Origin of the sequence: Steroidobacter denitrificans (genome assembly GCF_001579945.1) — a bacterium.
Lineage (GTDB): Bacteria > Pseudomonadota > Gammaproteobacteria > Steroidobacterales > Steroidobacteraceae > Steroidobacter > Steroidobacter denitrificans.
The window spans coordinates 490951-516683 of record NZ_CP011971.1; the positions used below are offsets into that span (position 1 = coordinate 490951).

17 protein-coding genes are annotated in these 25733 nt (G+C 61.6%); 13 read left to right on the forward strand and 4 right to left on the reverse strand.

Translation table 11 applies throughout. The features are described from left to right. Window positions 1-89 precede the first annotated feature (89 nt). From ACG33_RS02075 to ACG33_RS02100, 5 genes are all read left to right on the forward strand, one after another. Window positions 90-3281, forward strand: a complete 3192-nt coding sequence (locus tag ACG33_RS02075) for a beta-phosphoglucomutase family hydrolase (RefSeq protein ID WP_083537129.1) — start codon at window positions 90-92, stop codon at window positions 3279-3281. A 174-nt stretch (window positions 3282-3455) separates the two neighbouring features. Continuing rightward, window positions 3456-4730 carry a mechanosensitive ion channel family protein gene (locus ACG33_RS02080; RefSeq protein ID WP_066918293.1) on the forward strand — a complete coding sequence of 425 codons (1275 nt, stop codon included), beginning with the start codon at window positions 3456-3458 and terminating at the stop codon, window positions 4728-4730. A 179-nt stretch (window positions 4731-4909) separates the two neighbouring features. Then, the gene (ahpC, locus tag ACG33_RS02085; protein WP_066918295.1) at window positions 4910-5476 is read left to right on the forward strand and encodes an alkyl hydroperoxide reductase subunit C; all 567 of its coding nucleotides are present in this window, start codon (window positions 4910-4912) and stop codon (window positions 5474-5476) included. A gap of 237 nt (window positions 5477-5713) precedes the next feature. Beyond that, a complete protein-coding gene (gene ahpF / locus ACG33_RS02095) occupies window positions 5714-7294 on the forward strand; it encodes an alkyl hydroperoxide reductase subunit F (RefSeq protein ID WP_066918299.1) in 1581 nt (526 codons plus the stop codon). A gap of 249 nt (window positions 7295-7543) precedes the next feature. Beyond that, on the forward strand, window positions 7544-8353 hold the full coding sequence (locus tag ACG33_RS02100) for an SPOR domain-containing protein (protein WP_066918301.1): 810 nt from the start codon (window positions 7544-7546) through the stop codon (window positions 8351-8353). Window positions 8354-8423: 70 nt separating this feature from the next. On the opposite strand, the gene ACG33_RS02105 is transcribed toward ACG33_RS02100, so the two are convergent. Then, entirely contained in the window at window positions 8424-9023 is a 600-nt protein-coding gene (locus ACG33_RS02105) for a YceI family protein (RefSeq protein WP_066918303.1), read from the reverse strand. Window positions 9024-9279: 256 nt separating this feature from the next. On the opposite strand from ACG33_RS02105, the gene ACG33_RS02110 reads away from it, so the two are divergent. From ACG33_RS02110 to ACG33_RS02120, 3 genes are all read left to right on the forward strand, one after another. Continuing rightward, on the forward strand, window positions 9280-10920 hold the full coding sequence (locus ACG33_RS02110) for an MFS transporter (RefSeq protein ID WP_066922697.1): 1641 nt from the start codon (window positions 9280-9282) through the stop codon (window positions 10918-10920). A 250-nt stretch (window positions 10921-11170) separates the two neighbouring features. Next, window positions 11171-11968, forward strand: coding sequence for an energy transducer TonB (locus ACG33_RS02115; RefSeq protein ID WP_210399140.1), 798 nt, complete (start codon window positions 11171-11173; stop codon window positions 11966-11968). 495 nt (window positions 11969-12463) lie between these two features. Further along, window positions 12464-13573 carry a Gfo/Idh/MocA family protein gene (locus ACG33_RS02120; RefSeq protein ID WP_066918307.1) on the forward strand — a complete coding sequence of 370 codons (1110 nt, stop codon included), beginning with the start codon at window positions 12464-12466 and terminating at the stop codon, window positions 13571-13573. A 148-nt stretch (window positions 13574-13721) separates the two neighbouring features. Here ACG33_RS02120 and ACG33_RS02125 read toward each other — a convergent pair whose 3' ends face one another. Further along, the gene (locus ACG33_RS02125; RefSeq protein WP_066918309.1) at window positions 13722-15551 is read right to left on the reverse strand and encodes an SLC13 family permease; all 1830 of its coding nucleotides are present in this window, start codon (window positions 15549-15551) and stop codon (window positions 13722-13724) included. A 212-nt stretch (window positions 15552-15763) separates the two neighbouring features. On the opposite strand from ACG33_RS02125, the gene ACG33_RS02130 reads away from it, so the two are divergent. The 3 genes from ACG33_RS02130 (at window position 15764) to ACG33_RS02140 (ending at window position 19772) form a co-directional block, all read left to right on the forward strand. Further along, the gene (locus ACG33_RS02130; RefSeq protein ID WP_407696490.1) at window positions 15764-16999 is read left to right on the forward strand and encodes an ATP-binding protein; all 1236 of its coding nucleotides are present in this window, start codon (window positions 15764-15766) and stop codon (window positions 16997-16999) included. Further along, window positions 16996-17568, forward strand: coding sequence for a response regulator transcription factor (locus ACG33_RS02135; RefSeq protein ID WP_066918311.1), 573 nt, complete (start codon window positions 16996-16998; stop codon window positions 17566-17568). The genes ACG33_RS02130 and ACG33_RS02135 overlap by 4 nt, the downstream gene beginning before the upstream one ends. Window positions 17569-17693: 125 nt before the next feature. Next, window positions 17694-19772 carry a TonB-dependent copper receptor gene (locus tag ACG33_RS02140; RefSeq protein ID WP_066918312.1) on the forward strand — a complete coding sequence of 693 codons (2079 nt, stop codon included), beginning with the start codon at window positions 17694-17696 and terminating at the stop codon, window positions 19770-19772. 46 nt (window positions 19773-19818) lie between these two features. Here ACG33_RS02140 and ACG33_RS02145 read toward each other — a convergent pair whose 3' ends face one another. Both ACG33_RS02145 and ACG33_RS02150 read right to left on the reverse strand, forming a co-directional pair. Then, window positions 19819-20409 (reverse strand): BPSL1445 family SYLF domain-containing lipoprotein, encoded by a 591-nt coding sequence (locus tag ACG33_RS02145; RefSeq protein WP_066918314.1) that lies wholly within the window; start codon window positions 20407-20409, stop codon window positions 19819-19821. Between the two features lie 50 nt (window positions 20410-20459). Beyond that, window positions 20460-22895 carry a phosphoketolase family protein gene (locus ACG33_RS02150; RefSeq protein WP_066918316.1) on the reverse strand — a complete coding sequence of 812 codons (2436 nt, stop codon included), beginning with the start codon at window positions 22893-22895 and terminating at the stop codon, window positions 20460-20462. A gap of 217 nt (window positions 22896-23112) precedes the next feature. Here ACG33_RS02150 and ACG33_RS02155 point away from each other — a divergent pair, with 217 nt between their 5' ends. Together ACG33_RS02155 and ACG33_RS02160 are read left to right on the forward strand one after the other, a co-directional pair. Beyond that, window positions 23113-23487 (forward strand): DUF2946 family protein, encoded by a 375-nt coding sequence (locus ACG33_RS02155; RefSeq protein ID WP_157071635.1) that lies wholly within the window; start codon window positions 23113-23115, stop codon window positions 23485-23487. A 70-nt stretch (window positions 23488-23557) separates the two neighbouring features. Beyond that, the gene (locus ACG33_RS02160) at window positions 23558-25720 is read left to right on the forward strand and encodes a TonB-dependent receptor (RefSeq protein ID WP_083536366.1); all 2163 of its coding nucleotides are present in this window, start codon (window positions 23558-23560) and stop codon (window positions 25718-25720) included. The last annotated feature ends 13 nt before the right edge of the window (window positions 25721-25733 follow it).

Sequence of the window (25733 nt, forward strand, 5' to 3'; positions counted from 1 at the left end):
TGCACGGCCGTATGCGGTGCGCCTCGTGACTTCTTCGCTGTGTGCCGAAGGGTCATCCGGAGGTCCATGAACATGTACGCGAGCAAAGCATGAGCGGCACGGGTCCTCTGGCAACGTTGTCACTGCGCGATTTCGATGCAGTGCTGTTCGACATGGATGGGGTGCTGACCCGTACAGCGGGCGTGCATGCCGCGGCATGGAAGAACTTGTTCGACGCATTCCTTCAGCAACGTGCCATCCAGAGCGGCGATACGTTCGTGCCTTTCGATATCCAGACCGATTACCGACGTCACGTCGATGGCAGGCCGCGATATGAAGGCGTAGCGGCGTTTCTGGCCTCCCGAGGCATCGATCTGCCGCCGGGAGGCGACGCCGATCCGCCCGGAGCGCCGACCATTCATGGCCTGGGAAAGCTCAAGGACGGCTATTTCATGCAGCACATCAAGGAGCATGGTGTGGCCGTGTTCGAGACAGCGGTGGATCTGGTGGAATCGCTGCGCGCGCAACAAGTCCGTACCGCGGTGGTAACCTCCAGCATCAACGCCACAGCGGTACTGGAGGCCGCCGGCATCGCGGGGCTGTTCGACGCCAGGGTAGATGGCAACGATCTCACGCGCCTGCCGCTCAAAGGTAAACCGGCCCCGGACGCATTTCTGGAGGCGGCGCGACGCTTGCACGTGGAGCCGGCGCGCGCCGTGGTGGTCGAAGATGCGATCGCCGGCGTACGCGCCGGGCGTGCCGGTGGATTCGGCCTGGTCATCGGCGTGGACCGCGTCGGACAATCGAAGGCGCTGCGGGAGGCGGGCGCCGACGTCGTGGTGACACAGCTCGGCCAGGTGCAGCTGGCGTCGGAATCACCGTCCACCTGGTCGCTGATCTATGAGGAATTCGACCCGGCACGCGAAGGTATACGGGAATCCTTGTGCGCACTCGGCAATGGTTATTTCGAGACGCGCGGGGCGGCATGCTGGGCGCATGCGGATGGTACGCATTATCCGGGCACCTATCTTGCCGGCGGCTATAACCGCTTGCGCACCGAGGTTGCCGGTCGCGTGGTCGAGAATGAGGATTTGGTCAATCTACCCAACTGGTTGAGCTTGGCGGTACGGATAGAGGATGAGGACTGGTTCGACCTGCGGGCAGTGCGACTCCTGTCTTATCGCCTGCAATTCGATCTTCAGCATGGTCTGTTGTTGAGAACGGTTCGATTCGAGGATCCGGCGGGCCGGCGCAGTTGCCTGTCAGAGCGCCGACTGGTGTCCATGGCGGACATGCATCTGGCGGCGCTGGAATTGTCCGTGACGGCTGAAAACTGGAGCGGACGGGTCACGTTGCGTTCAGCCATCGACGGCCGGGTCGTCAACACCGGCGCGCAGCTTTATCGCCGGTTCAATAATCAGCATCTCGAGCAGGTGGACGGCGCGGCCGTGGGAACCGAGGGCGTCATGCTGCGGGTGTGCACCCGCCAGTCACGCATCCAAGTCGCCCAGGCGGCGCGCACCCGGATATTCCGTGACGGCGAGGCCGTGATGCAGCCGCGACGGTTGATCAAGGAGCCGGGATTCATCGGCCAGGAATTCTCGATCGAGCTTCAGTCCGGAGAGCGAGTGGTGGCCGAGAAGATCGCTTCTCTGTTCAGTTCCAAGGATCATGCGATTTCAGAATGTGGCCTGGCCGCAGCCAAGGCGATCACTCGCGCAGGCCGCTTCGAGACGCTGGCGGCAGAGCATCGACGCAGTTGGATGCACTTGTGGCGCCGGTTCGATATTCACTTGAAACCGGCCGGCCAGCGCTTTGCGTTGAATGTTCCCATGCTGCTGCGCTTGAACATCACGCATCTGTTGCAAGCCGCCTCGCACAACAGCATCGGCCTGGACATGGGCGTGCCGGCCAGAGGCTGGACCGGAGAAGCCTATCAGGGACATATTTTCTGGGACGAACTGTTCATTTTTCCCTTCCTGAATCTGCGTACGCCCGAGACGACGCGCTCCCTGCTCATGTATCGCTACCGGCGCCTGGACGAGGCGAGGGCAGCCGCGGCGCAGGCCGGGCTGCAGGGCGCCATGTTTCCCTGGCAAAGCGGCAGCGATGGCCAGGAGGAAACGCAGGAACTCAACCTTAATCCACGTTCGCAGCGCTGGGTCCGGGACAATTCCTATCTGCAGCGGCATGTGGGCAGCGCGATCGCCTGGAACGTCTGGCAGTACTTCCAGGTCACCGACGACGCGGAGTTCCTGCAATTCTACGGTGCCGAGCTGATCCTGGAGATCGCCCGCTTCTGGTCCAGCCTGGCTTGTTTTAATGCAACCCGCCAGCGTTACGAGATTCATGGCGTGATGGGGCCGGATGAGTTTCATGAGGCCTATCCCGGCGCGCAGGTTCCGGGCCTGAACAACAATGCCTACACCAACATCATGGCCGCATGGGTCATGCTGCGCGCCTTGGATGTGATCCAGCGGTTATCCGAGATCCGTCGTGCGGAATTGATGGTGCGCCTGGGTATTTCTGACGAGGATACGCGACGCTGGGAGGATATCAGTCGCAGGATGTTCGTACCGTTTCATGACGGCATCATCAGCCAATTCGAAGGTTATGAAACGCTGGCCGAATTCGATTGGGAACACTATCGCCTGCGCTATGGCAACATCCAGCGCCTGGATCTCATCCTGGAATCCGAGAACGACAGCGCCAACAACTATAAATTGTCCAAGCAGCCCGACGTGTTGATGCTGTTTTATCTATTTTCCCGAGAGGAGTTGGGTGCGTTGTTGTCGCGCTTCGGATACTCCCTCGACGGCGAGTCGATACGACGCAATGTAGCCTACTACGATCAGCGCTCCTCGCACGGCTCCACCTTGTCGCGCGTCGTGCATGCCTGGGTGTTGGCGCGCTCGGACCGGCCGCGGGCGATGAGATACTTCGCGGAGGCGCTGCAGAGCGATGTCAGTGATATTCAGCAGGGCACGACCGCCGAGGGGATCCATCTGGGCGCGATGGCCGGTACGGTCGATCTGGTGCAACGCGTCGCCACGGGAATCGAGGTGACCGGCAACATGCTGCGTTTCAATCCTCAGCTGCCCGCTGAAATCGACAGGATCGACATGCGCATCCGCTACCGGGGGCATGCGATCGATCTGCGGCTGACGCGCGAGACCCTGACGATACGCTGCCGCGAGCCCGGCGCCGCTCCCGTCCGGCTGGCGGTTCGGGATGATGAGCGTGATTTCACCGGCGGTAGCACGCACGTGTTTCGGCTCGATGCGGCGGCCACGCCGGAGTAAGTAAAGACATATCCCGCGAGCCGGCCGGAAAATTCAAACCACCGGCCAAACCACCGGTGAAATTTCTACGATGCTCGTGATGCCGATTGGTTTGGCCTGCCATTAAGCAGGGCCAGTACAGGATGAGCCGGCGAAGCCGATAAATTCAGAATGTCGTTAAGCTAAACTAGAGGAATGGATTCGATTCGCAGTGCGCTGGCCCCGCTACAAGGCTATCCCTGGATGATGACGATGCTGCAGCTGACCGCGCTGGTGCTCGTCGTGTGGCTGGCGGGACTGCTGACCCGTCTGCTGCTGGTACGTACGATCGGGCAGGCCGTACGCATGACGCCCACGCGCTGGGATGACGCTTTGCTCGGCAAGGGGGTGATTTCCCGCCTGGCAAACGTGGTCCCGGCGCTGGTGGTCTATTACGGCGTCGGGATCGTGGCCGACCTGCCGGCTGCCGTGGCGTCCGTCGTACGCGGCGTCGCAGGTGCGTTCGTCGTCGTGACGATCGCCTTGTCCCTGGGCAAACTGCTGGATGCGGTGGGTGAGTTGTACGCGCAGCGCGACGAGGAACGGGCCAAGGCGCGTCCGATCAAGGGCTACCTGCAACTGCTCAAGATCATCATCTACCTGGTGACGGCGATCCTGGTCATCGCCACGCTGTTCGACCGCGATCCGCTGCTGCTGCTTTCGGGACTGGGAGCCATGACGGCGGTCTTGCTGCTGGTGTTCAAGGACACGCTCATGTCCCTGGTAGCCAGTGTGCAATTGGCCTCGCACGACATGCTGCGCGTGGGCGACTGGATCGAAATGCCGCAGCTCAATGCCGACGGATACGCCATCGACATCTCGTTGCACACGGTCAAGGTCCAGAACTGGGACCGCACCATCACCACGATTCCCACCTGGCGTCTGATCAGCGAGAGCTTCAAGAATTGGCGGGGCATGTTCGAGTCCGGTGGCCGGCGCATCAAGCGCTCACTGTATCTGGATCAGACCTCGGTACGCTTCCTGGATGAGCGCGAACGCGAGGAATTGCAACGCTTCGCGCTGATCGATGCCTATTTGGATCGAAAACACCAGGAACTCGAGGAGTTCAACAGCAAACTGCTCGCCGAGGGCAAGGATCCCATCAATACGCGCCGGGTGACGAATATCGGCACATTCCGTGCTTATGTGCAGGCCTATCTGGAGGCGCATTCTGGCATCAACGCCGAGATGCTGTTGCTGGTGCGTCAGTTACAGCCGGGGCCGACCGGGCTACCGCTCGAGATCTACTGTTTCACCGCCAGTACGGCCTGGGTAGTGCATGAAGCCGTGCAGGCGGACATTTTCGACCACCTGTATGCGATTCTTCCTCGTTTCGGCCTGCGGGTGTTCCAGCAGCCCAGCGGTGAGGATGTGAGCCGTGCCTTGAAAGCCGGGGAAGCGCCGGCCGCCCGGCCCACACCGGCCGTCTGAAACCGTTTCCGCGCGGCCGATACCCGGAAATAACGATAGGCATCGCCTATCGTCGTAACAGGAACAATCGAATGGCCGGTGAGCCGGGAAGCTCGTATTCTTACAGCACAAAGTGATGCTTCCACGGAAGCGGCGCTTTATCAGGCCCCCAGCCTCGGCAACCCAAAGGAGATCCGCCAATGAGTTCTTTAATCAATACATCCATCAAGCCGTTCAAGGCGACTGCATATCACAACGGCCAGTTCGTGCCGGTGTCGGACGCCGACGTGAAGGGCAAGTGGTCGATTTTCTTTTTTTATCCCGCCGATTTCACCTTCGTCTGCCCAACGGAGTTGGGCGACGTCGCGGATCTATACCCGGAGTTCAAGAAGCTGGGCGTGGAAGTGTACAGCGTGTCCACCGATACGCATTTCACCCACAAGGCATGGCATGACACTTCCGAGACGATCAAGAAGATCCAGTATCCGATGCTCGGCGACCCTACTCACGTGATCAGCCGGAATTTCGATGTACTGGTCGAGGACTCCGGTGTGGCATTGAGGGGGACGTTCCTGGTCAATCCGGAAGGTCAGATCAAGATCGCGGAGATTCATGACCTGGGTATCGGCCGCGATGCTCGCGAACTGCTGCGCAAGGTGCAGGCCGCCCAATATGTGGCGGAGCATCCGAACGAGGTCTGTCCGGCGAAGTGGAAGCCCGGCGAAAAGACACTGGAGCCTTCGCTGGACTTGGTCGGCAAGATCTAAGCAGACGGGATCCAGGCCGGCAGGGCCTGGGTCGAGCGGCATGGGTGAGCGGCCGGCGGCCATCGAGCCGGCCGGCCGGTATGCCGGATCGGACCGGTGCGGTCGTGCCGCGCGGCTGAACCGTTTGAATCATCCAGTCCGACTTCCATCCATCGACGACTGTTCCAATGGCGCGGTAGTTCGGCGCACGACACCGCCTACCGCCGATGTGATACCCGTGCGGGAGGAGAAGCATTCATGCTCGAAGCGAATCTAAAACAACAGCTGAAAACCTACCTGGAGCGTATCACGCAGCCCATCGAGCTTCTGGCATCGCTGAATGACAGCGATCAGTCGCGTGAAATGCTGCAGCTCCTGGAGGAAATCACGTCCTTGTCGGCGATGATTACATTGCAGCGTACCGACGATGAACAGCGCAAGCCGTCGTTCGCGGTCCGGCGTGCCGGCTCGGATATGAAGTTGTGCTTCGCAGGCATGCCGATGGGGCATGAATTCACCTCGCTGATCCTGGCGCTGTTGCAGGCGGGCGGACACCCGCCCAAGGTCGAGGAAAGCGTCATCGAACAGATCAAGGCACTCGAAGGAGAACTCGATTTTGAAGTCTTCATTTCCCTGAGCTGCCAGAATTGTCCGGACGTCGTACAGGCATTGAATCTCATGGCAGTGCTGAATCCACGCGTTCGCTGCGTGATGATCGACGGCGCGTTATTCCAGCAGGAAGTCGAGGCGCGCCAGATCATGGCCGTGCCGATGATCTATCTAAACGGGCGGAAGTTCGGCCAGGGTCGCATGACGATCGACGAGATTCTTGCCAAGCTGGATGTGAATGCCGATGCACGCCAGGCGGCGCGGATCGATGCCAAGGAAGCATTCGATGTGCTGGTCGTCGGCGGCGGTCCCGGCGGTGCGGCAGCAGCCGTGTACGCGGCGCGCAAGGGGATTCGTACGGGCCTGGTGGCCGAACGTTTCGGCGGTCAGGTACTCGATACGCTGGCCATCGAAAATTTTATCTCGGTGCCGTATACGGAAGGCCCGAAGCTGGCGATGGCGCTCGAGGAGCATGTCAAGCGCTACGATGTGGATGTGATGAATCTGCAGACGGCCCAAGGTCTCACGCCCGCCGGAGACGATGGCCTGATCACGGTAACGTTGGCAAACGGAGCGGCCTTGCGCAGCCGCACGGTCGTGCTTGCGACCGGCGCGCGTTGGCGCTCGATGAACGTGCCGGGCGAGCAGGAGTATCGCGGCCGCGGCGTGGCCTACTGTCCCCACTGCGATGGCCCGCTGTTCAAGGGCAAGCGTGTCGCGGTGATCGGCGGCGGAAACTCCGGCGTGGAAGCAGCCATCGATCTGGCTGGAATCGTCACCCAGGTGACCTTGATCGAATTTGACGGCCAGTTGCGCGCCGATGAAGTGCTGCAGCGCAAGCTGCGCAGCCTGTCCAACGTGCGTGTGATCGTGTCGGCGCAAACGACGGAGGTGCACGGCGCCCAAGGAAAGGTTTCCGGATTGTCCTACCGTGATCGAGGTTCGGATCAGATTCATCGCTTGGAGTTGGAGGGCGTATTCGTACAAATCGGCTTGCTGCCCAACACCGACTGGCTCAAAGGTACGCTTGCACTGAGCGAACGTGGCGAGATCGAGATCGATGCGCGTGGCCAGACCTCCTTGCCGGGCGTCTTTGCCGCGGGTGATGCGACGACGACTCCGTACAAGCAGATCGTCATTGCCATGGGTGAGGGGTCCAAAGCGGCGCTGAGTGCCTTCGACCACCTGATCCGTACCTCGGCGCCGGCATCCAAGGCGGATGCAGCCTGAAAGATTTCCTCGGCGGTGGCGATGACCGGGGCGGTAGCGAGGCAGCCGGTGGCGTCGAGCGTCAGCCGGGGTTCGGGATTCCGGTGCAATGAGTCGATCGGCTAGACTTGGATGCCTCGCCGCTGAATATGCGGGCGAGGCTGTCCGACGGCCGGACGGGAAGTGCCACGGCAGAGCTTCGACCGTGGTCGAACAAGGCACGAAGGCGGCTTTGAGCCGATCCTTCTGAACCAAGCGCTGGGCCAATCGATGCGTACACTCTGTCTGCTGCTGATCCTGGCCAATGCGTTGTACTTCATCTGGTCCCAGGTACTGGATGTTCCTGTCGGCGGCCTCGAGCGTGGCCCGGGGACGAGAGCCGTGCCGCCGCCGCGGATCGTACTGGCGCGCGAGGCGATGGCCGATTCAGCAGCGGGTATTTCCGAGGCCGACGGTCGGTCTGAGATCCGGCCCGAGGTTCGTGATGCCGCCGGGGGTGAATCGGAGCAGCAGGTGTCGGAGACGGTGCGGGCACCGGTCGTGCAGCCGCCGGGCGGGCCGTCCTCCTCGCCGCCGGAGAGGCTGGGCCGGCACGATACCCCGGCGTGTACGACCATCGGCCCCTTTGCGGATCTTCCCCAGGCATCCCAGGCACAAGCTGCGCTGAGGAGCGCGGGTTTTCATCCGCGGCAGCGACTGGAGGAGGGTGATCTGTGGGTGGGTTACTGGGTGAGCATCCAGGGTTTTTCCGACCGGAAGGCGGCCGAGAGCGCACTCGAAATCCTCACGGCGAATGCCGTGACTGATGTCTACATCATGCCGGGCTCGGACACAGCCGTCTCGAACGCACTGTCGCTGGGGGTGTTTTCGGATTATCAGCGCGCACGGCGGCGGGTGGAGGAAATTCGCGCCCTGGGCCTGGAGCCACGCATCGAGGATCGCAGGCGCGGCGGTACCGTCTACTGGCTGGACGTCGATCTTTCCGGGCCGGATCAGCGTATCGACAGCAGCATATTCCAGACCGATCCGGGCAAGATCACGCGGCTGGAAATGGCTGCCTGCCCGCCCGGAGGGGAGTAAGAACTCCGTCATCCTCCGGCGGGCGGATTGCGGCAGCGGCACCGCCTCCATGCGGGCCGCCGCTTCGAACTTACTTCGCTTCGTCGTCGCGAATCGCTTCGACCTGGATCTGCAGGATGGTCTCCATCTTGAAGCCATAGGCCTTGCCGTAATCGACCCCGAAGGTGTCGCGATCGAAGCTGGCCGACGCATCGGCACCGCAGACTTCCCTGCCCGATATCGGGCTGGACTTGCACAGGAAGCTGTTGATCGTCAGTTCCAGAGGTTTCGACACGCCCTTGAGCGTGAGGATGCCGTCTACCCGGGTGGGAGCGCCATCCTTGAAGTCTTTCAGCGTACCCTTGTAGATCGCGGTAGGAAAACTGGCGACATCGAAGATATCGCCGCTTTTGGCATGCTCGTTTAGCTTGTCGTGGCCGAAGTCGATGCTGCCGATATCGACCGTTACTTCCAAAGTTCCACCTGCCGTTTGTCGGTCGAGCAAGATGAAGCCCGAGGAGCGATTGAATTTACCGCGCCAATTGGACAGTCCGCCCATATGATCCGCCTGGAAGCTCGGATAGGTGTGATCGGGATCGATCGTGTAGCGCGCCGGAGCGGCGAGCGCGATACTGGCGCCCAGCGCTACTGCAGTTCCGAGCGCCATGCGGATCAGAGACGTGTTTTTCATCAGGTGCTCCAGCAGTGGATGGCGGGATGCGCCGTCGGCATCCCGTAGTATTCAATCCAGTGTTATTGGACCCAGTGTCATTGGCATCAGGTGGAGCGGTCAATGGTCGCAAAAAAATCGAAAAAAACCTATGCCTATGAAAGCAAGCATCGGTTTTTTCGATTAGCCCGGACCCCGGTGCTTTGAAGGCGCCGGCAGGCGCCTTGCATGTTAGTGAAACGGATCTTTTTCGATGGCTCAGGCAAGCTTTGACTTCATGAACCCCGCGGAACGGCCTTCGGCCTTGTCGCCTCTGAGCTACCGTATCTTCCGTAGAGTCTGGATCGCGAGCATGTCATCCAATTTGGGCGGCCTGATCCAGTCCGTGGGCGCCGCCTGGTTGATGACCTCGATCGCTGCGACAGCGGATATGGTGGCACTGGTCCAGGCGTCCGTGACCTTGCCGATCATGCTGTTGTCGCTGGTGGCAGGCGCGATGGCCGATAATCTCGACCGGCGCACCGTCATGCTCGGCGCACAGATCTTCATGTTCCTGGTTTCGATCGTACTGGCGGTCTGCGCCTGGCTGGATCTGATCACGCCCTGGCTGTTGCTCATGTTCACCTTTCTGATCGGGTGCGGCACCGCGTTCAATGCGCCGGCCTGGCAAGCCTCGGTGGGTGACATGGTCCCGCGCATGGAACTACCCGGAGCGGTGGCCTTGAACAGCATGGGCTACAACATCGCCCGCAGCGCGGGCCCGGCCCTGGGCGGAGCCATCGTTGCCGTAGCAGGGGTTGCCATGGCGTTCGGTTTGAACGCGATCAGCTATGTGCCGCTCATCGTGGTGCTGTTTCGCTGGCAGCCGCCGCCTGATCCTCGGATCCTGCCGCGCGAAACATTGGGCGCCGCCATGGCAGCGGGGGCTCGCTACGTGGCAATGTCGCCTGCCTTGCGTGTGGTGCTGTTGCGCAGCGCGGTGTTTTGCGTCGGGGCCGGCGCGGTCGTGGCGCTGATGCCGCTTATTGCCAAGGAACAGGTGGCGGGCGGACCAATCATTTACGGCCTGTTGCTGGGTGCTTTCGGCGTGGGTGCCGTCTTGGGAGCCATGGCCAGCGCACGCCTGCGTGAGGTGCTCTCGACCGAGGCCATCGTGCGCTGGTCCTGCGTCGGTTTCGCCGTGGCGACGGCGGTTGCCGGCTTGAGCAACTCTCTGACGGCGACGATCATGGCGATGCTGCTGGGCGGAGCGGGCTGGGTGTTGGCGTTGTCCACGTTCAACGTGACGGTGCAGATGTCGACGCCACGCTGGGTCGTCGGGCGGTCGTTGTCCTTGTATCAGATGGCGGCATTCGGCGGCCTGGCGGCAGGCAGTTGGCTCTGGGGTGTCGTGGCGGCGGCCGGGAGCGTCAGGACCGCGTTGCTGCTGGCGGTCGGTGTCGTGCTTACTTGTGCGCTGCTCGGCCGCTGGCGTCCGCTGGCGCAGGCCGAGAATATCGATCTGGAGCCGTTGCACGAATGGCAAGAGCCCGATACGGTCGTATCGGTCGAGTCGCGCACCGGACCGGTGGTGATTACGATCGAGTATCTTATCCGTGAGGAAGACATCCTGGAGTTTCTGGCGGCGATGGCGGAGCGGCGCCGGATCCGGCGCCGCGACGGAGCGCGAAACTGGCGGCTGCTGCGTGATCTGGGTGATCGGCAGATCTGGGTGGAACGCTACGAGACGGCGACCTGGCTGGACTATCTACGCCACAACACACGTCTGACCCGGGACGATGCCATCGTCCCCGAACGAGTACGTGCCCTGCATATCGGTCCTGAGCCGCCGCGTGTGCGCCGGATGATCGAACGGCAGACCAGCACGCTGCCGATGGAGCATGCGCCGGGCGGGCGTGAACTGGTGGAACTCCCCTGAGTCTGTTCCGCCAGGGGCATCCGGATCCCGGCTGAACCTCGGCAGCGCCCAGCCGCTCGAATCATGAGTTTCGACTTGATAGAGTTAGTGAGAATTATTATCATTAACTAAATTTGCGTGGTGTCGATACCTTCGATACCGGTCCGTAACACACCTGCCGCCTCGATACGAATCTTCGATGCAGAACAAGTCCAGCAGCCTGAATGCCCTTTCAAAGGCATATCTATTTCTAGGCCTGCCTGGCTTGGGAATGCGCCGACCATTCACTACTGCGCTGGTGGCAGGTGGCGATGTGGTACTAGAACCTGCCGGAGCGGGTGTACCCATGGGGCGCCTGGAGTTGCCGGCCTTCGATACACGGCCGGAGCAGGACGGAGCCTTTCGCGTTCCCTCGGCACGATTGCAGCATGTTCATCGTGGAATCCGTGACGCCTGGGATCGCCTGGGTTCACGCGCCGTACCCCTGTCGATCGTCCTGTGCATGCATGCCTTGTGTGCCGCGGTGCTGTTGACCAGCTCGATCCACACAAAAAATACGCCGCCGACCGCGCCGATTCAGGCGCGGATGATTCTGGAATCGCGCCCCGTGCAGCCGGTATTACCGCCACCGGCGGTTACCCTGCCGGAACAAACAATCGATGTACAGCCGCCGTCCCCGATACTCGTGGAACACACGCCCGTTCCGTCGAAAGCCATCTCTGTACCCGTCATCGTGCCGAATAATGTGCCGAGCGCCGCACCGCTTGCCGCATCTCCGGCACCGGTGACATTGCCGCGATTCGACGCGGACTACTTGAGCAATCCTACGCCGGCTTATCCGGCAGTGTCGCGTCGTCTACGGGAGGAAGGCACGGTTGTGCTGCGGGTGCTGGTCAGGAAAAACGGTGAGGCTGCGCAAGTGTTCATCGGACAAAGCAGCGGTTTTGCGCGCCTGGATCGGTCAGCGCGTGACACGGTGACTCATTGGCGCTTCGTGCCGGCGCGCGATGCCGACGGCCCCGTCGATGAATGGGTGCTGGTGCCGATCGAATTTTCGCTGCGGCGTTGACACCAGGGGCCGATCGGTGCGGGCTTCGGTCGATGCAAGATCGGGTCTTAGCGCAGGCGTTCACGGCGGCGCTGGCAAACAACGACAGCAGATCGCGCCGCTCCCGCATGCCGAGTTTGGTCAGGCGCGTACCTGCAGCATTTGGGGCAGTGCGGTGCGCCAACTGCCCTGCACGACGTTGGGGGGTGTGCGCAGCACCATTCGAACAACGACACCTGCTGTCCTCGCTGGGAGCCGATGAATCGGGCGATGCGCGCCAGTCCGGCCAGTTCCTCCTCGAACATAACCTCGAGCGGTGTGCGTCCTCCACTTCGTTGACCCGGCGAGGATCATCTTCCATGATGGCAAGCGCGCCCATTTTTCGACGCGGAAGCGCCGATCCGAGTAGCGATGGACCAGACTTGACAACGTCCTGGATGAACGTCTCGATCATCCGCAAACGTCGACTCCGTGCCGCATCCGTCTGGTGTATCAACGAACCTGGAAGTCAGAGCAATGAGCAATGGTCGTTTCGGTGTCGGCATCGTCGGGTTGCAGCCGGGCAGGAGTTGGGCAGCGCTCGCTCATGTACCGGCGTTGCGCGCGCTGGCAAGCGACTTCGAGATCGTCGGTGTTGCCAATACCAGTCTGGTCAGCGCACAGGCGGCCGCTGCGGCCTGTGGTCTGTCTCGTGCCTTCGCCGATGTGGCGGAACTGGTAGCCTGCCCCGACGTGGACATCGTCGCCGTCACGGTGAAAGTGCCGCATCACTTCGAGATCGTGAAGGCGGCGATCGCGGCCGGCAAGCATGTTTACTGTGAGTGGCCGCTGGGCAATGGTCTGGCGGAGGCGCAGCAGCTGGCTACGCTGGCGACGCGCAAGGGTGTGCTGGGCGTGATCGGAACACAGGCTCGTGTTGCACCCGAAATCGAATATCTACGCCGGCTCATCGACGAGGATTTCATCGGTGAGGTGCTGTCGACCACGCTCCTGGGCTGGGGAGAGGGCTGGGGTGCCACGATTCCGCACAAGGCGACGTATGCTTATCTGCTCGATCGCGCCAATGGCGCGACGATGTTGACGATTCCGCTGGGACACACTTTGGCGGCACTGCGCGACGTACTTGGCGACATCGTCGAGCTATCGGCCATCCTGGCGAACCGGCGCACTGCGGTATTCGCTGCCGATACCGGGGAAATGCTGCCGATGACGGCACATGATCAGGCGGTGATAGGCGGTCGGCTGGAGAACGGCGCACCCCTGGCCATTCACTATCGCGGCGGAATGCCTCGAGGTGAAGGTTTGATCTGGATGATCAACGGCGCCAAAGGCGATATACGCGTGACTGGTGCCCAGGGGCATTCGCAATTGACGCAACTCTTCCTGGAAAGCATCCAGGAAGGCGGGCGAGCCTGGTGCCCTCTGGAAGTACCTGGGTCGTACCGTGAGGACTGGCCGAACGACGCCGTTTCCGGCAACGTCGCCCGCGTATACGCCAGGATGGCAGCGGACCTGCGCAGCGGATCGCGCACCGCGCCGAGCTTCGACGATGCGGTACGCCTGCATGAACTACTGGCGGCGATCGAGGCTGCGGCGGAACATGGCCAGCGCGTGATGCTGAAATAGATCAAAGACCAGGAACGGAGCAGGAAGAAGCAGCGGCCCGGAGAAATGCCGGTTGTACCGGCCACCGGATGCTGCAGCAGGCATCCAGCAGTCCCAGAACAAGCAATCGCGGAACAAGCAATCTCGGAAATAGAGGCATCGTGCTGCCTCAGAAGGGCAGCAACCAGGGGATCAGCGTCACGCTGATCACCAGCGCGATCAGGGCGAAGGGCACGCCGACTTTCACGAAGTCGCTGAATTCGTAGTTTCCGGGGCCGACGACGAGCGTGTTCACGGGCGATGAGACCGGCGTCATGAACGCACATGATGCGGCCAGCCCGACGATCATCGCGAAAGGATAAGGCGAAGCCTGCATTGCCTCGGCGACGGCCAGTGCAACCGGCGCCATCAAGACCGCGGTCGCAGTGTTGGAGACGAACAGGCCCAGCGCCGCTGTAATGATGAAGATCGCGGCCAGAACGATTCGCGGATGGGTATCACCCGCCATCCCCAGCAAGGCGTCGGCCGCCAGATCCACGCCGCCCGTCTTTTGTAGTGCCAGTGAAAAAGGCAGCATGCCGACGATCAAAACGATGCTTTGCCAATGGATCGATCGATAGGCGCTGTCGAGGTCGAGGCAGCGAAACATCCCCAGCATCAAACAGCCGATCAAGGCAGCCTGTACGTTGGGCACGGCGCCGGTGACCATCAGGACGATGACGACGGCGAGAGACAGCAATGCATGGGGCGCGCGAGTCGGGGCGGGTATGGCGTCATCGATTTCCGCCGGCAGGTCGAGCAGGATCACCTCCTTGCCGCCCATCTGCAGCCTGCGGATCTGTTTCCAGCGGCCGACCAGCAGCAAGGTATCACCGAGCTGCAGCTTGTCATGGAGCAGGCTTTTACCGCGCGCTTCGCTGCCGCGCCGCAGGCCGATGACCGTCAAGCCATATTGGGAGCGGATTCTGGCCTCGATGATGGTTTTGCCGATGAGCGGCGAGCCGGATGGAATCATGACCTCGGCCATGCCGATTTCCTGCGACCGATCCGAGAAATACGTACCTGACAGCGGCAATTTTTCCAGGCCGAAGCGCCGGCGGAATTCATCGATATCGGTGCTGGGGACGAACAGATCCAGAAACAACACGTCTCCGGCTTGCAACTGCGTGGACGCTTCGGGCCGGATGAATCGATTCGCGAAACGGCCGCTGCGTTCGATGGCGACGATGCTCATGCCGGACGAACCTCGAAGATCGAGATCCTGAAGGGTCTTCCCGATCAGCGAAGATCGTGAAGTGATCCGCAGCCGATATTCCCGTTCGGCCAGGCCATATTCCTCGATCCATTCAGACAGATGAGGTCTCGGCCGGCCGGGGCGTTCGATCGAGACCGGAGTGGTGAGCCAGCGGCGGGCTATAAGCATGTAGGCAATGCCGATCGCCAGCAGCGGCAGGCCGAAGGGCGTGATACTGAACAGATGAAAGCCTTCGTATCCGCGACGGACGAGTTCGCCGTTGACCACCAGATTCGGTGGTGTGGCGATGAGAGTCATCATGCCACTGAAGAGACCGGCGAAACTCAGCGGCATCATGAGCCGGCTGGGAGCGGTGCTCGTACTGCGCGCGATGCGCAGCACCACCGGAATGAAGATTGCCACGACCGCGGTCGAACTCATGACGGAGCCGATGCCGGCAACGACGATCATCATCAGTACGATGAGCCGCGTCTCGCTGCGCGCCGAGCGTGATACGAGCCAGTCGCCCAGCCGATGGGTGACACCCGTTCTCATCAGACCCTCGCCGACCACGAACAAGGCGGCGATGAGGACGATGTTCGGATCGCTGAATCCCGCCAGCGCTTCGTTCATGGTGATCACGCCGGTGAAGGGCAGCGCGGTCATCATGAGCAGTGCGACGGCATCCATGCGCGGCCGGTTGAGCGCGAACATGGCCACGGCGGCGGCGAGCAGCAACAGAACGATGATGAGATCGAAGCTCATGGGAAACGATCGGGAACGATCGGATAATATTCGACAGGGATCATGGCACGCAGTCTACGGTATCGACAGCGGCGGCGGCACCCGGCAGCGTTCGCGGCAAACGACCGATCGGCGGCGCGTGCATCGTTCCATCGCCTGTCCGGGTGCCGCCTTTCCCTGCCTGTGACGGCTCGTTACCGATACCGATGGTCATGGATGGAGTACATGGCATGTTGAACCGGGCATCGTTACCGTTCCTGCGCCTGCTTTGCAATCTGCGCTGGCTGGCCGTGATCGGCCAGGCGGCCGCGATCATGCTGACGACCGGACCCATGCATATCACTCTTGCCACGACGCCTTTGTGGGCGGGGACGGGCAGCCTGGCGTCATTCAACGTTTATGCCATGCGGCGCGTGCGACAGGGAAGGGATCCCGAGCCCGCCGAGATTTTTGTTCACATATTGTTCGATATCGTGATCCTGACATGGATGATCTTCTGGAGCGGCGGCATCGAGAATCCATTCTCGTCGTTGTTCCTGCTGCCGATCGCGTTGTCCATTCTGGCGTTGCCGGCCGGATGGATATGGTCGACTGCCTTCGCCGGCGGCATCGGATACGGCATTTCCGCATGGTTTGGTCCTGAGCTGCCGCATGTGCATGGCGCGTTCGGAGACGCCTTCAGTCTGCACAAGCTGGGCATGCTGGCGAATTTCGTGGCATCCGCCGGCGTCGTGCTGTTCTTTTTCACGCGCATGGCGACGGCGTGGCGTCACAGTGAACGAGAAATTGCCAGCCTGCGCGAGCGGTTTACCCGCAACGAGGGCATTCTGGCGCTGGCGACCCACGCGGCATCGGTGGCGCACGAGTTGAATACGCCGCTGGGCACGCTTACCCTGATGGTGGATGACCTGCTGCATGAAAGCGGATCCGATGAACAGCGCGAAGACTACGCCACCATGAAGGCGCTGCTGGAAGTGTGTCGTGACCGGGTGCGGGAACTGGCGGCGCCAGCCGAATCCGAAAGCCGGCGCGGTGATGCCGCGCGGGTGGACCTGGAGCGGGTGATCGAGCGCTGGCAGCTCGTACGTCCCACGATCGAACTGCATCGTACCGGTACGATTGCGGGCTATGAAAAGGTGGATCCGGCGGTCGGACACCTGCTGCAGGCGTTGTTGAACAATGCGGCCGACGCCGGCGAACAGGCGAATGTGCCACGAGTGGACCTGGATCTGCATGCGGATGGCTCGGATCTGCGCGGCGAGGTCCGTGACTATGGCGTGGGATTCAAGCAGGCTCAGCCGCTGCTTCCCGCGACGCTGTTTCGCACCAGTAAACCGGATGGGCTCGGTATCGGACTGGCGCTTTCCCATGCGACGGTGGAGCGCCTGGGCGGAGAGCTTTCCATGCAGGCGCCGGAGGAAGGACGTGGCGTGCGGATCTCGTTTCGGCTCCCGCTGGCTCGGTCATGACGAATCCCCGAGACAGGATGCCGCAGACCGGTATTCTGATCGACGATGACCCGTTGTATCTGCGCACCTTGCAACGCTCATTGCGGAAGTGTGGACTTAGGATTGTCACCGCGACCACCAAGGCGGAGGCGCTGGCTGCGGCACAGGCGGAGCCGCCGGACTTCGCACTGGTCGATCTGCGGCTGGGCCAGGAGTCGGGACTTGGCCTCATCGAGCCGCTGAAGGCCATTCGGCAGGACATGCGTGTGCTGCTGGTCACCGGCTACGCCAGTGTTGCCACCGCGGTCGAGGCGATGAAGCGCGGTGCGGATGACTATCTCCTGAAGCCGGTGACGGTCGATGCGATTCTTCGGGCTCTGGCGGATGAAATGACTCCGCAGCCGGAACCCGAGGTTACGATGACGCCGTTGAGCCGCCTTGAATGGGAGCACATGCAACAGGCACTCAAGGAAACCGACGGCAACATATCTGCCGCTGCGCGCCTGCTTGGCATGCATCGCCGGTCGCTGCAGCGAAAGCTTGCCAAGCGCCCCGGGCCTGAGCGCAAGCCCGACGATACTCCTGGGTGAGGTGCACGGACGCGCACCGGCACCGTGCGTGATGCCTCCGGGATCTTCGGCCTGCGACATTCCGTCGCATCCCATTTCCGGTACGGCGGCGCGACAATGGGGCTCTTTCGAGCAGGAATGCCCAGATGCTTTATCTCAGATCCGCCGTGGTCGGCGCCCTGGTGGTTGCCGGCGTGCATGTTGCGGCGGCGCAAGACGATCACTCGCCTGCGGAACAGTCTCTAGTAGAACAGCCTATGGCGACCTTGGGGCATATCGTGGTCACGGCCGCCGCGCCTGATTCGGCGTTGACGTTCACGATCGATCCGCGGCTGCCCCGCCAGCCCGTTCCTGCGAGCGATGGCGCCGATTATCTGAAAACCATCGCAGGATTCACCGCGGTACGTAACGGCGGTACCAACGGCGATCCGGTGCTGCGCGGCATGTTCGGTTCGCGCCTGAACCTGTTGACGAACGATGGCAGCATGCCGGGGGCGTGTCCGGGGCGCATGGACAACACGCTTTCCTATGTGTCACCGCAGACTTACGATCTGTTGAGCGTCGTCAAGGGACCTCAGACGGTACTCTGGGGACCGGGAGCTTCGGCTGGTACGGTTCGCTTCGAGCGTACGCCCGAACCGTTCGAGCATGCCGGCCTGCGTGCGCACGCCAACGTTCTGAGTGGTTCATACGATCGCAATGATCAGATGCTGGATCTGACGGCGGGCGCGCGCTACGGTTATGCACGGCTGACGGCGAACCATTCGCAGGCCGATGACTACGAGGACGGCAATGGCAATGTCGTGCCGTCACGCTGGAAGAAATGGAATGCGGACGTCGCCTTCGGCTGGACACCCGGCGAAGATACGCTGCTGGAGTTTTCGATCGGCGGTGGCGATGGCGAAGCGCGTTATGCAGGACGCAGCATGGATGGATCCCAGTTCGAGCGCAACAGCTACGCAGTGCGCTTCGAACGCAGGAATCCCGGCGGCCTGCTGACGGAGGTGACGGCCAGTGCGTTCCTCAACGATGCCGACCATGTCATGGACAATTACAGCCTGCGCGATCCCAATCCCATGAGTTCCATGCCGATGCCCAGAGCCTCGAATGTGGACCGGCGGACGTACGGAGGCCGCGTGGCGACGACATGGGGTTTGGCGAATCTCGACTGGACCGTAGGGTTGGATGCGCAGGCGAGCCGGCATCGCCGCAGAAGTGCGACGGGCCGCGGCATGTACGCATCATTGCCCTGGACGACCGACGCGGAATTCTCCAACGTGGGTGCGTTTGGCGAGTTGACCTGGAGGTTCGCCGGGAAGAATCGCGTGATTGCCGGCGCGCGCGGCGATCGGGCGGAAGTGACCGACGAGCGGCAGATTGGCGCTGGAATGATGGCGATGCCCAATCCCACCGCGGGTGTCACTCGTCGCGAGATCCTGCGGGGAGGATTTCTGCGTTTCGAACAGGATCTGAACGACATGCCCGTGGTTTGGTTCGCCGGTATCGGCCATGCCGAACGCATGCCGGATTATTGGGAGCTGTTCTCCGCCGACAGGGGACCGGCGGGAGCCATGAATGCATTCACCGGTATCGGTCCCGAGAAGACGACCCAGCTGGATCTCGGCATCCAGTATCGCGGCGAGCACCTGGATGCATGGGCATCGGCCTATGCCGGCCGCATCGATGACTACATCCTGTTCAGCTATATGCGCGGTGGGATGATGGGAACGACATCCCGCGTCGATTCGATCGATGCACGCACTCGTGGGGGCGAGGCGGGCGTGGAGTACCGCCTGCGACATCACTGGACGCTTGGCGGTACCCTGGCCTATGCATGGGGAGAGAACCGCGATGCGAACGGCGCGCTTGCACAGATGCCGCCTTTGGAGACTCGGGTATCGTTGGCCTACGACAATGCGCAATGGTCTTTCGGCGCCTTGCTGCGTGCCGTCGACAGGCAGAGCCGCGTTGCAATCGATCAAGGTAATGTCGTCGGCCGCGACCTGGGGCCGGCAGCAGGGTTCGTCGTGGTTTCGCTGAACGGCGGCTATCATCTCAGCAGCCATGTCCAGATCACCGCGGGTATCGATAACCTGCTGGATCGGAATTACCGCGAACATCTGAATCTCGCTGGCAGCGCCGACTTCGGCTACCCCGCCGATCCGGTACGCATCGCCGAGCCAGGCCGCAGCGCGTGGGTAAGAATGAATCTTACCTTCAAGTAAACGTCGATCCGATAGGCCGTCGCGCCGAGCGCCATGGCGGCTGCGTTCAGAATTTCTTCCGGTAGATTTTTGCACCCTGCAGCGAAACACCCGCCATGATGCCGGCGTTCGACATCACGAAACCCACGACAGGCTGTTTCATGGTGTTGGTGTCGATGCTGCCGGTTGCGCCGATCTCCGCGACGGCCACGGTCGCATCGGCACCGATGGTCCAACCTTCGCTTTGACGAAATTGGTTCAGCGAATCGGTCGTCATGAAGATCAGTACGATGGCACGCGATTGCGCACCCGCCTGGAATCCGATCGAGCCTGCGGTGGTGGTGTAGTAGTCGATGGTCTTGCCGCCGACGCGCAGAGCGCCATTGCCGTGCTGTCCGCCGACCACGAAGCTGGCGCTCAGTACCGCGGGAAACACCAATACCCCTTCCGCACGGGCGGTGAGTGTGCGCGACTCCGGTACCGCTTTGTGCAGTCGTGCCAGGGTGGCGTCCACACCTGCATCGATTTCGCGGCGTTGAGATTCCGGATCACCCTGTCTTTGCGTGCCGGTGGTCGTGCATGCCGTGAGGAGCATGAAACTCATTGCGAGAAACGCCGTGGCGCTCTTGAGCAGGAAGGGATTAGGCAGGTTCGACATGCTGGTGACCTCGATTGCTTGTTCTGGAGTTCTATCGTAAAGCCGTATCGTCAGACATTGTCCGCTTCCGTCGATGACGAACCGCCGTTCGCGTGTCCGCTCCGTCCCCAGCGCCAGCCGGTGACTTCCGGTAGATCTTCACCGTATTCATGAATGTATTGCTTGTGTTCGATCAGTCGGTCACGTACCTGTTGCTTGGCATAGGCGGCACGTGCGCCCAGATGCGGCACCCGATCGATCACGTCTTCGATGAGATGGTAACGATCCATCTGGTTGAGAACCACCATATCGAAGGGCGTGGTCGTCGTGCCCTCTTCCTTGTAGCCTCGTACATGCAGATTATGATGATTGGTGCGGCGATAGGTCAGGCGATGAATCAGCCATGGATAGCCATGGAAGGCGAAAATGATCGGCTTGTCCTTCGTGAACAGGATATCGAATTCCTTGTGGGACAACCCGTGCGGATGTTCCTCCGGCGGCTGCAGTTTCATGAGATCGACGATATTGATGACCCGGACCTTGAGATCGGGAATGAAGCGCCGGATCAGGTCGGCCGCGGCCAGCGTCTCGAGCGTAGGCACATCGCCGCAGCATGCCATGACGACATCCGGTTCGTAACCCTTGTCGGTACTGGCCCATTCCCAGATGCCGATACCTGCGGCGCAGTGCTTGATCGCCGCATCCATGCTCAACCATTGCGGCGCAGGCTGCTTGCCCGCCACGACGACATTGACCGAGTTGCGGCTGCGCAGGCACTCCTCGGTGGTCACCAGAAGTGTGTTCGCATCCGGCGGCAGATACACATGAATGATCTCGGCCTTCTTGTTCACCACATGATCGATGAAGCCTGGATCCTGATGGCTGAAGCCGTTGTGATCCTGGCGCCAGACATGCGAGCTGAGCAAATAGTTCAACGACGCGATGGGTCGGCGCCACGGGATCTCGTTGCATACCTTCAACCACTTTGCATGCTGATTGAACATCGAATCGACGATGTGAATGAATGCTTCGTAGCAGCTGAAAAAGCCGTGGCGGCCGGTGAGCAGATATCCCTCGAGCCAACCCTGACACTGGTGCTCCGAGAGCACCTCCATCACCCGTCCGTCGGGCGACAGATGGTCATCGTCCGGATGGATGTCCGCCACGAAGCAGCGATCGGTCACTTGCAGGATGTCCTGCCAACGGTTGGAATTGTTCTCATCCGGGCTGAATATACGGAAATTGCGCTGGTCGAGATTCAGTTTCATCACATCGCGTAGATAGCTGCCCTGTACACGCGTGGACTCGGCCGTTACCGCACCCGGGGACGGCACTTCAACCGCGTAGATGCGAAAATCAGGCAGCCGCAGGTCTCGCAACAGTAGACCGCCATTGGCGTGCGGATTAGCGCTCATGCGGCGCGTGCCCTTGGGCACGAGCGCCTTCAGTTCGGGCTTGAGCCGGCCCCGGGCGTCGAATAGTTCCTCCGGCTTGTAGCTGCGCATCCAGCGTTCGAGAATCTCGATGTGTTCGGGTCGATCCATATCGCCCATGGGCACCTGATGGCTGCGCCAATACCCCTCCGTGCGCTTGCCGTCGACTTCTTTCGGTCCGGTCCAGCCCTTGGGCGTGCGCAGCACGATCATCGGCCAGACGGGACGTCCGCTGAAACCGTTCGCGCGCGCATCGCGCCAGATCGCATGAACCTCGTTCACGACGGCGTCGACGGTCTCGGCCATCAGCCGATGCATGCGCAGCGGATCCTCACCTTCGACGAAATAGGGTTTGTAGCCGCACCCTTCGAGGTACTTGCGCAGCTCATCCTTGGGGATGCGGGCAAGGAAACAGGGGTTGGCGATCTTATAGCCGTTCAAGTGAAGTATCGGCAATACACAGCCGTCGCGGACCGGATTCAGGAATTTGTTGCCGTGCCAGCCGGCGGCCAGCGGTCCCGTTTCCGCTTCGCCATCGCCCACGATGCAGGCCACGATGAGATCGGGATTGTCGAACGCCGCGCCATGGGCGTGCGCTAACGAATAGCCCAGTTCGCCGCCTTCGTGGATGGAGCCCGGGGTCTCCGGGGCCACATGACTGGGGATGCCACCCGGAAAGCTGAACTGCTTGAACAGCCGCTGCATGCCTTCCTCGTCTTCGCTGACGGCGGTGTAGACCTCGCTGTAGGTGCCTTCGAGCCACGCCTGCGCCACCAGTGCCGGTCCGCCATGACCGGGACCGATGATGTAGATCATGTCTTGATCATGGATCCTGATTGCACGATTCAGATGCGTGTAGATGAAGTTCAGGCCAGGCGTGGTACCCCAGTGACCCAGCAGGCGCGGCTTGATGTGCTCGCGCCGGAGCGGTTCCTTGAGCAGCGGGTTGTCGAGCAGGTAGATCTGCCCCACGGAAAGATAGTTGCCGGCTCGCCAGTGCGCGTCAAGATCGCGTAGTTCATCGCTCGACAGCGCCGCTGTCGTGATGCTCACGCCTTCCACACGCTTGTTCATCCGCGATCCCGCCCCGCAGCCCAGCGTTCTGCACTATAAGCCAAGTCACGCTGCGCAGGCCAATAAGGCGCCTTGCGGTCGATGGGCGCCGGACCCGTCATCGGGAAGGCTGGTCGCAGGGCCGCAGTGTGCGGGGGTGCCTGAGCTGCCGGCCATTCAACAACCTTCGAATTTTGCCTACAATCGAACACCTTTCCCCCGAAGGATCCGGATTCGAGTGATATCTCGCCGTTTCATGCTGGCCGTCGTGCTGCTGCCGCTATACATGGCGCGCAGCATGCTGCCGCTCGGCTTGATGCTGTCCTTCGACGAGGGGGCTCCGCGGCTCGTCCTTTGCCCCGGAACGACTTTCGTTCCGAACGAGTCCGGGCATGAGCAGCATCGCCACGGCGAAGATCGACCCGGCGGCAGCACCGAGCATGACCAGCAGATCTGCCCGTTCGCATTCGCAGCCGCAGCGCCGCCTACGTTCGATCATGGCGTCGCCGTCGTGCCTTTTCTCTCCGCGGCGATCGCCGCTGCGCCTGCTGCGCCGATTCTTGTCGACGTTCCCCGCGCACATCCCATTCGCGGCCCGCCCGGACTCTCCTGAAGCAAGCTGATCGTGGATTGAATGTCGCACTCCGACCAGGAGTGCGCTCCTTGCTTTTGGATATTCAAAAATGATCAAACGACCTTTCGGGTCGGTGGCGATATGCATCGCCGCCGGCCTGGTGATCGATGCTGTGGCGATCGAGGCTGTATTCGCCCAGGAGGCGGCGCAGTCCGTGGACGCAGCCAGGCGAAATGTACTGGATACAGTGATCGTTTCAGCTTCTCGTGAACGGGAACTGCTGTCCGAAACGCCGGCGTCGATCGGTGTCATCGGCGAGGCCGCCGTACGCAGGGCGGGCGCGACGCATCCGCAACAGATTCTGAGCCAGGTGCCCGGCGTTGCGGTATCCGTTACAAACGGCGAAGGACATACGACCGCCATCCGCCAGCCATTCACGACCAGTCCGCTCTATTTGTTCCTGGAGGATGGTTTGCCGATTCGTGCGACCGGTTTTTTCAACCATAATGCCTTGTATGAGCTGGATCTGCCCATGGCCGGCGGCATCGAGGTCACGCGCGGACCGGGCAGCGCACTGTATGGATCCGACGCTGTCGGCGGCATCGTCAATATGCTGACGCGCGCCCCGGCGCCGATGGCTGGACTGGGTGGTTCTCTCGATGCCGGCAGCCATGGCTGGCGGCGCCTGATGCTGGAGGCGGATACCGGCGAGGGTGCATGGGGTAGTCTGCGCGGCGGAGCGAATTTGACGCGCTCCGACGGCTGGCGCCATTACACCGGTTACGAGCGGAAAAGCGTCGATCTGCGCTGGGATCTAACGACCCGATCCGGCGTGCACCTCAAGACGCTGCTTGCAGCGGGACATATCGATCAGGATACCGGCGCCAATTCGCCGCTGATCTACAATGATTACCGCAATGATCCGACCCGCAACAATTTTCCTATCGCCTATCGCAAGGTCGAAGCACTGCGCCTGTCCATGGCGATCGAGAAGGAACTCGGCAACGGATTGCTCTCCATCACGCCGTATGTGCGCGACAATCGCATGGAACTGCTGGCGTCCTTCTCCCTGAGCTACGATCCGACGCTCTATGAGACCGCCAACCGGTCCTATGGCGCCTTGTTCAAATGGCGGCAGGATTTTCCGGCGTTCATGCGTGCCCGTCTCATCGGCGGCCTTGATGTGGATATCAGCCCGGGCGAGCGCAAGGAAAATCGTCTGGATGTGATCGCTACCGGCAGCGGCGCCTCCCGTGTCTTCAGTGATTATCGAGTCGGCGCTCGCATCTACGATTACGATGTGACCTTCCGTGCATATTCGCCGTACCTGCAGGGCGAGATTTCACCGCTCGAGCGGCTGCGCGTGACGCTGGGCATTCGCTACGATGCACTGAGCTACGATCTCGACAACAAGCTGGCAGGAACATCTGTGCAGGGGGCGGCAACCTCGTTCTACGGCCAGACGCCGGATACGACGGTCGACTATGATCATGTCAGCCCGAAGATCGGTGCGACCTACGCGCTGAGCGATCGCATGAGCATTTATGCGTCCTACAACACGGGCTTTCGGGTGCCGTCCGAAAGTCAACTGTTTCGGCCATCGGTGGCCGCGAATGCCGCGGATGCCGCGGCCAGGGCATTGTTGGCGATGAACCTGAAACCGATCACGGCGACGCAATTCGAGATCGGCTGGCGTGGAAAATTCGATCGCTGGTCCCTGGATTTGACCGCGTTCGATCTGGTGAAGCGCGATGACCTCGTCAGCCAGCGCGATATCGCCACCAACCTCACCACGAACGTCAATGCCGGCAAGACCTCGCATCGCGGTCTGGAGGCCGGGATGGGTGTGGAGCTGTCGCCGAGCGTCCGGCTGGACTCGGCATTATCCTATGCGCGGCACGAGTACCGGAATTGGGTGACCGCGGCGGCGGACTTCAGCGGCAACGACATCGAAGCGGCACCGCGCGTTCTGGGCAACACGCGCCTTTCGTGGAATTCTGCGGCGGGTGTGGATATGCAGCTCGAATGGATTCATGTCGACGACTACTGGCTCGAGGCGTCGAATGCGAGCAGTTTTCCCAAGTATGGTGGCCATGACCTGTTCAACGTGCGCGCCCATTGGCAGGCGACGCCGTCCGTCGCCCTGTTCGGTCGTATCTACAATATAGCCGATACGCGGTATGCGGACAGCGCCCAGATTTCGTCCGGCACGCCGGTCTATTCACCGGGCCTGCCGCGCACCTACTTTGCCGGCGTGGATGTGCTCTGGTAGCGCGGGAGGCTGC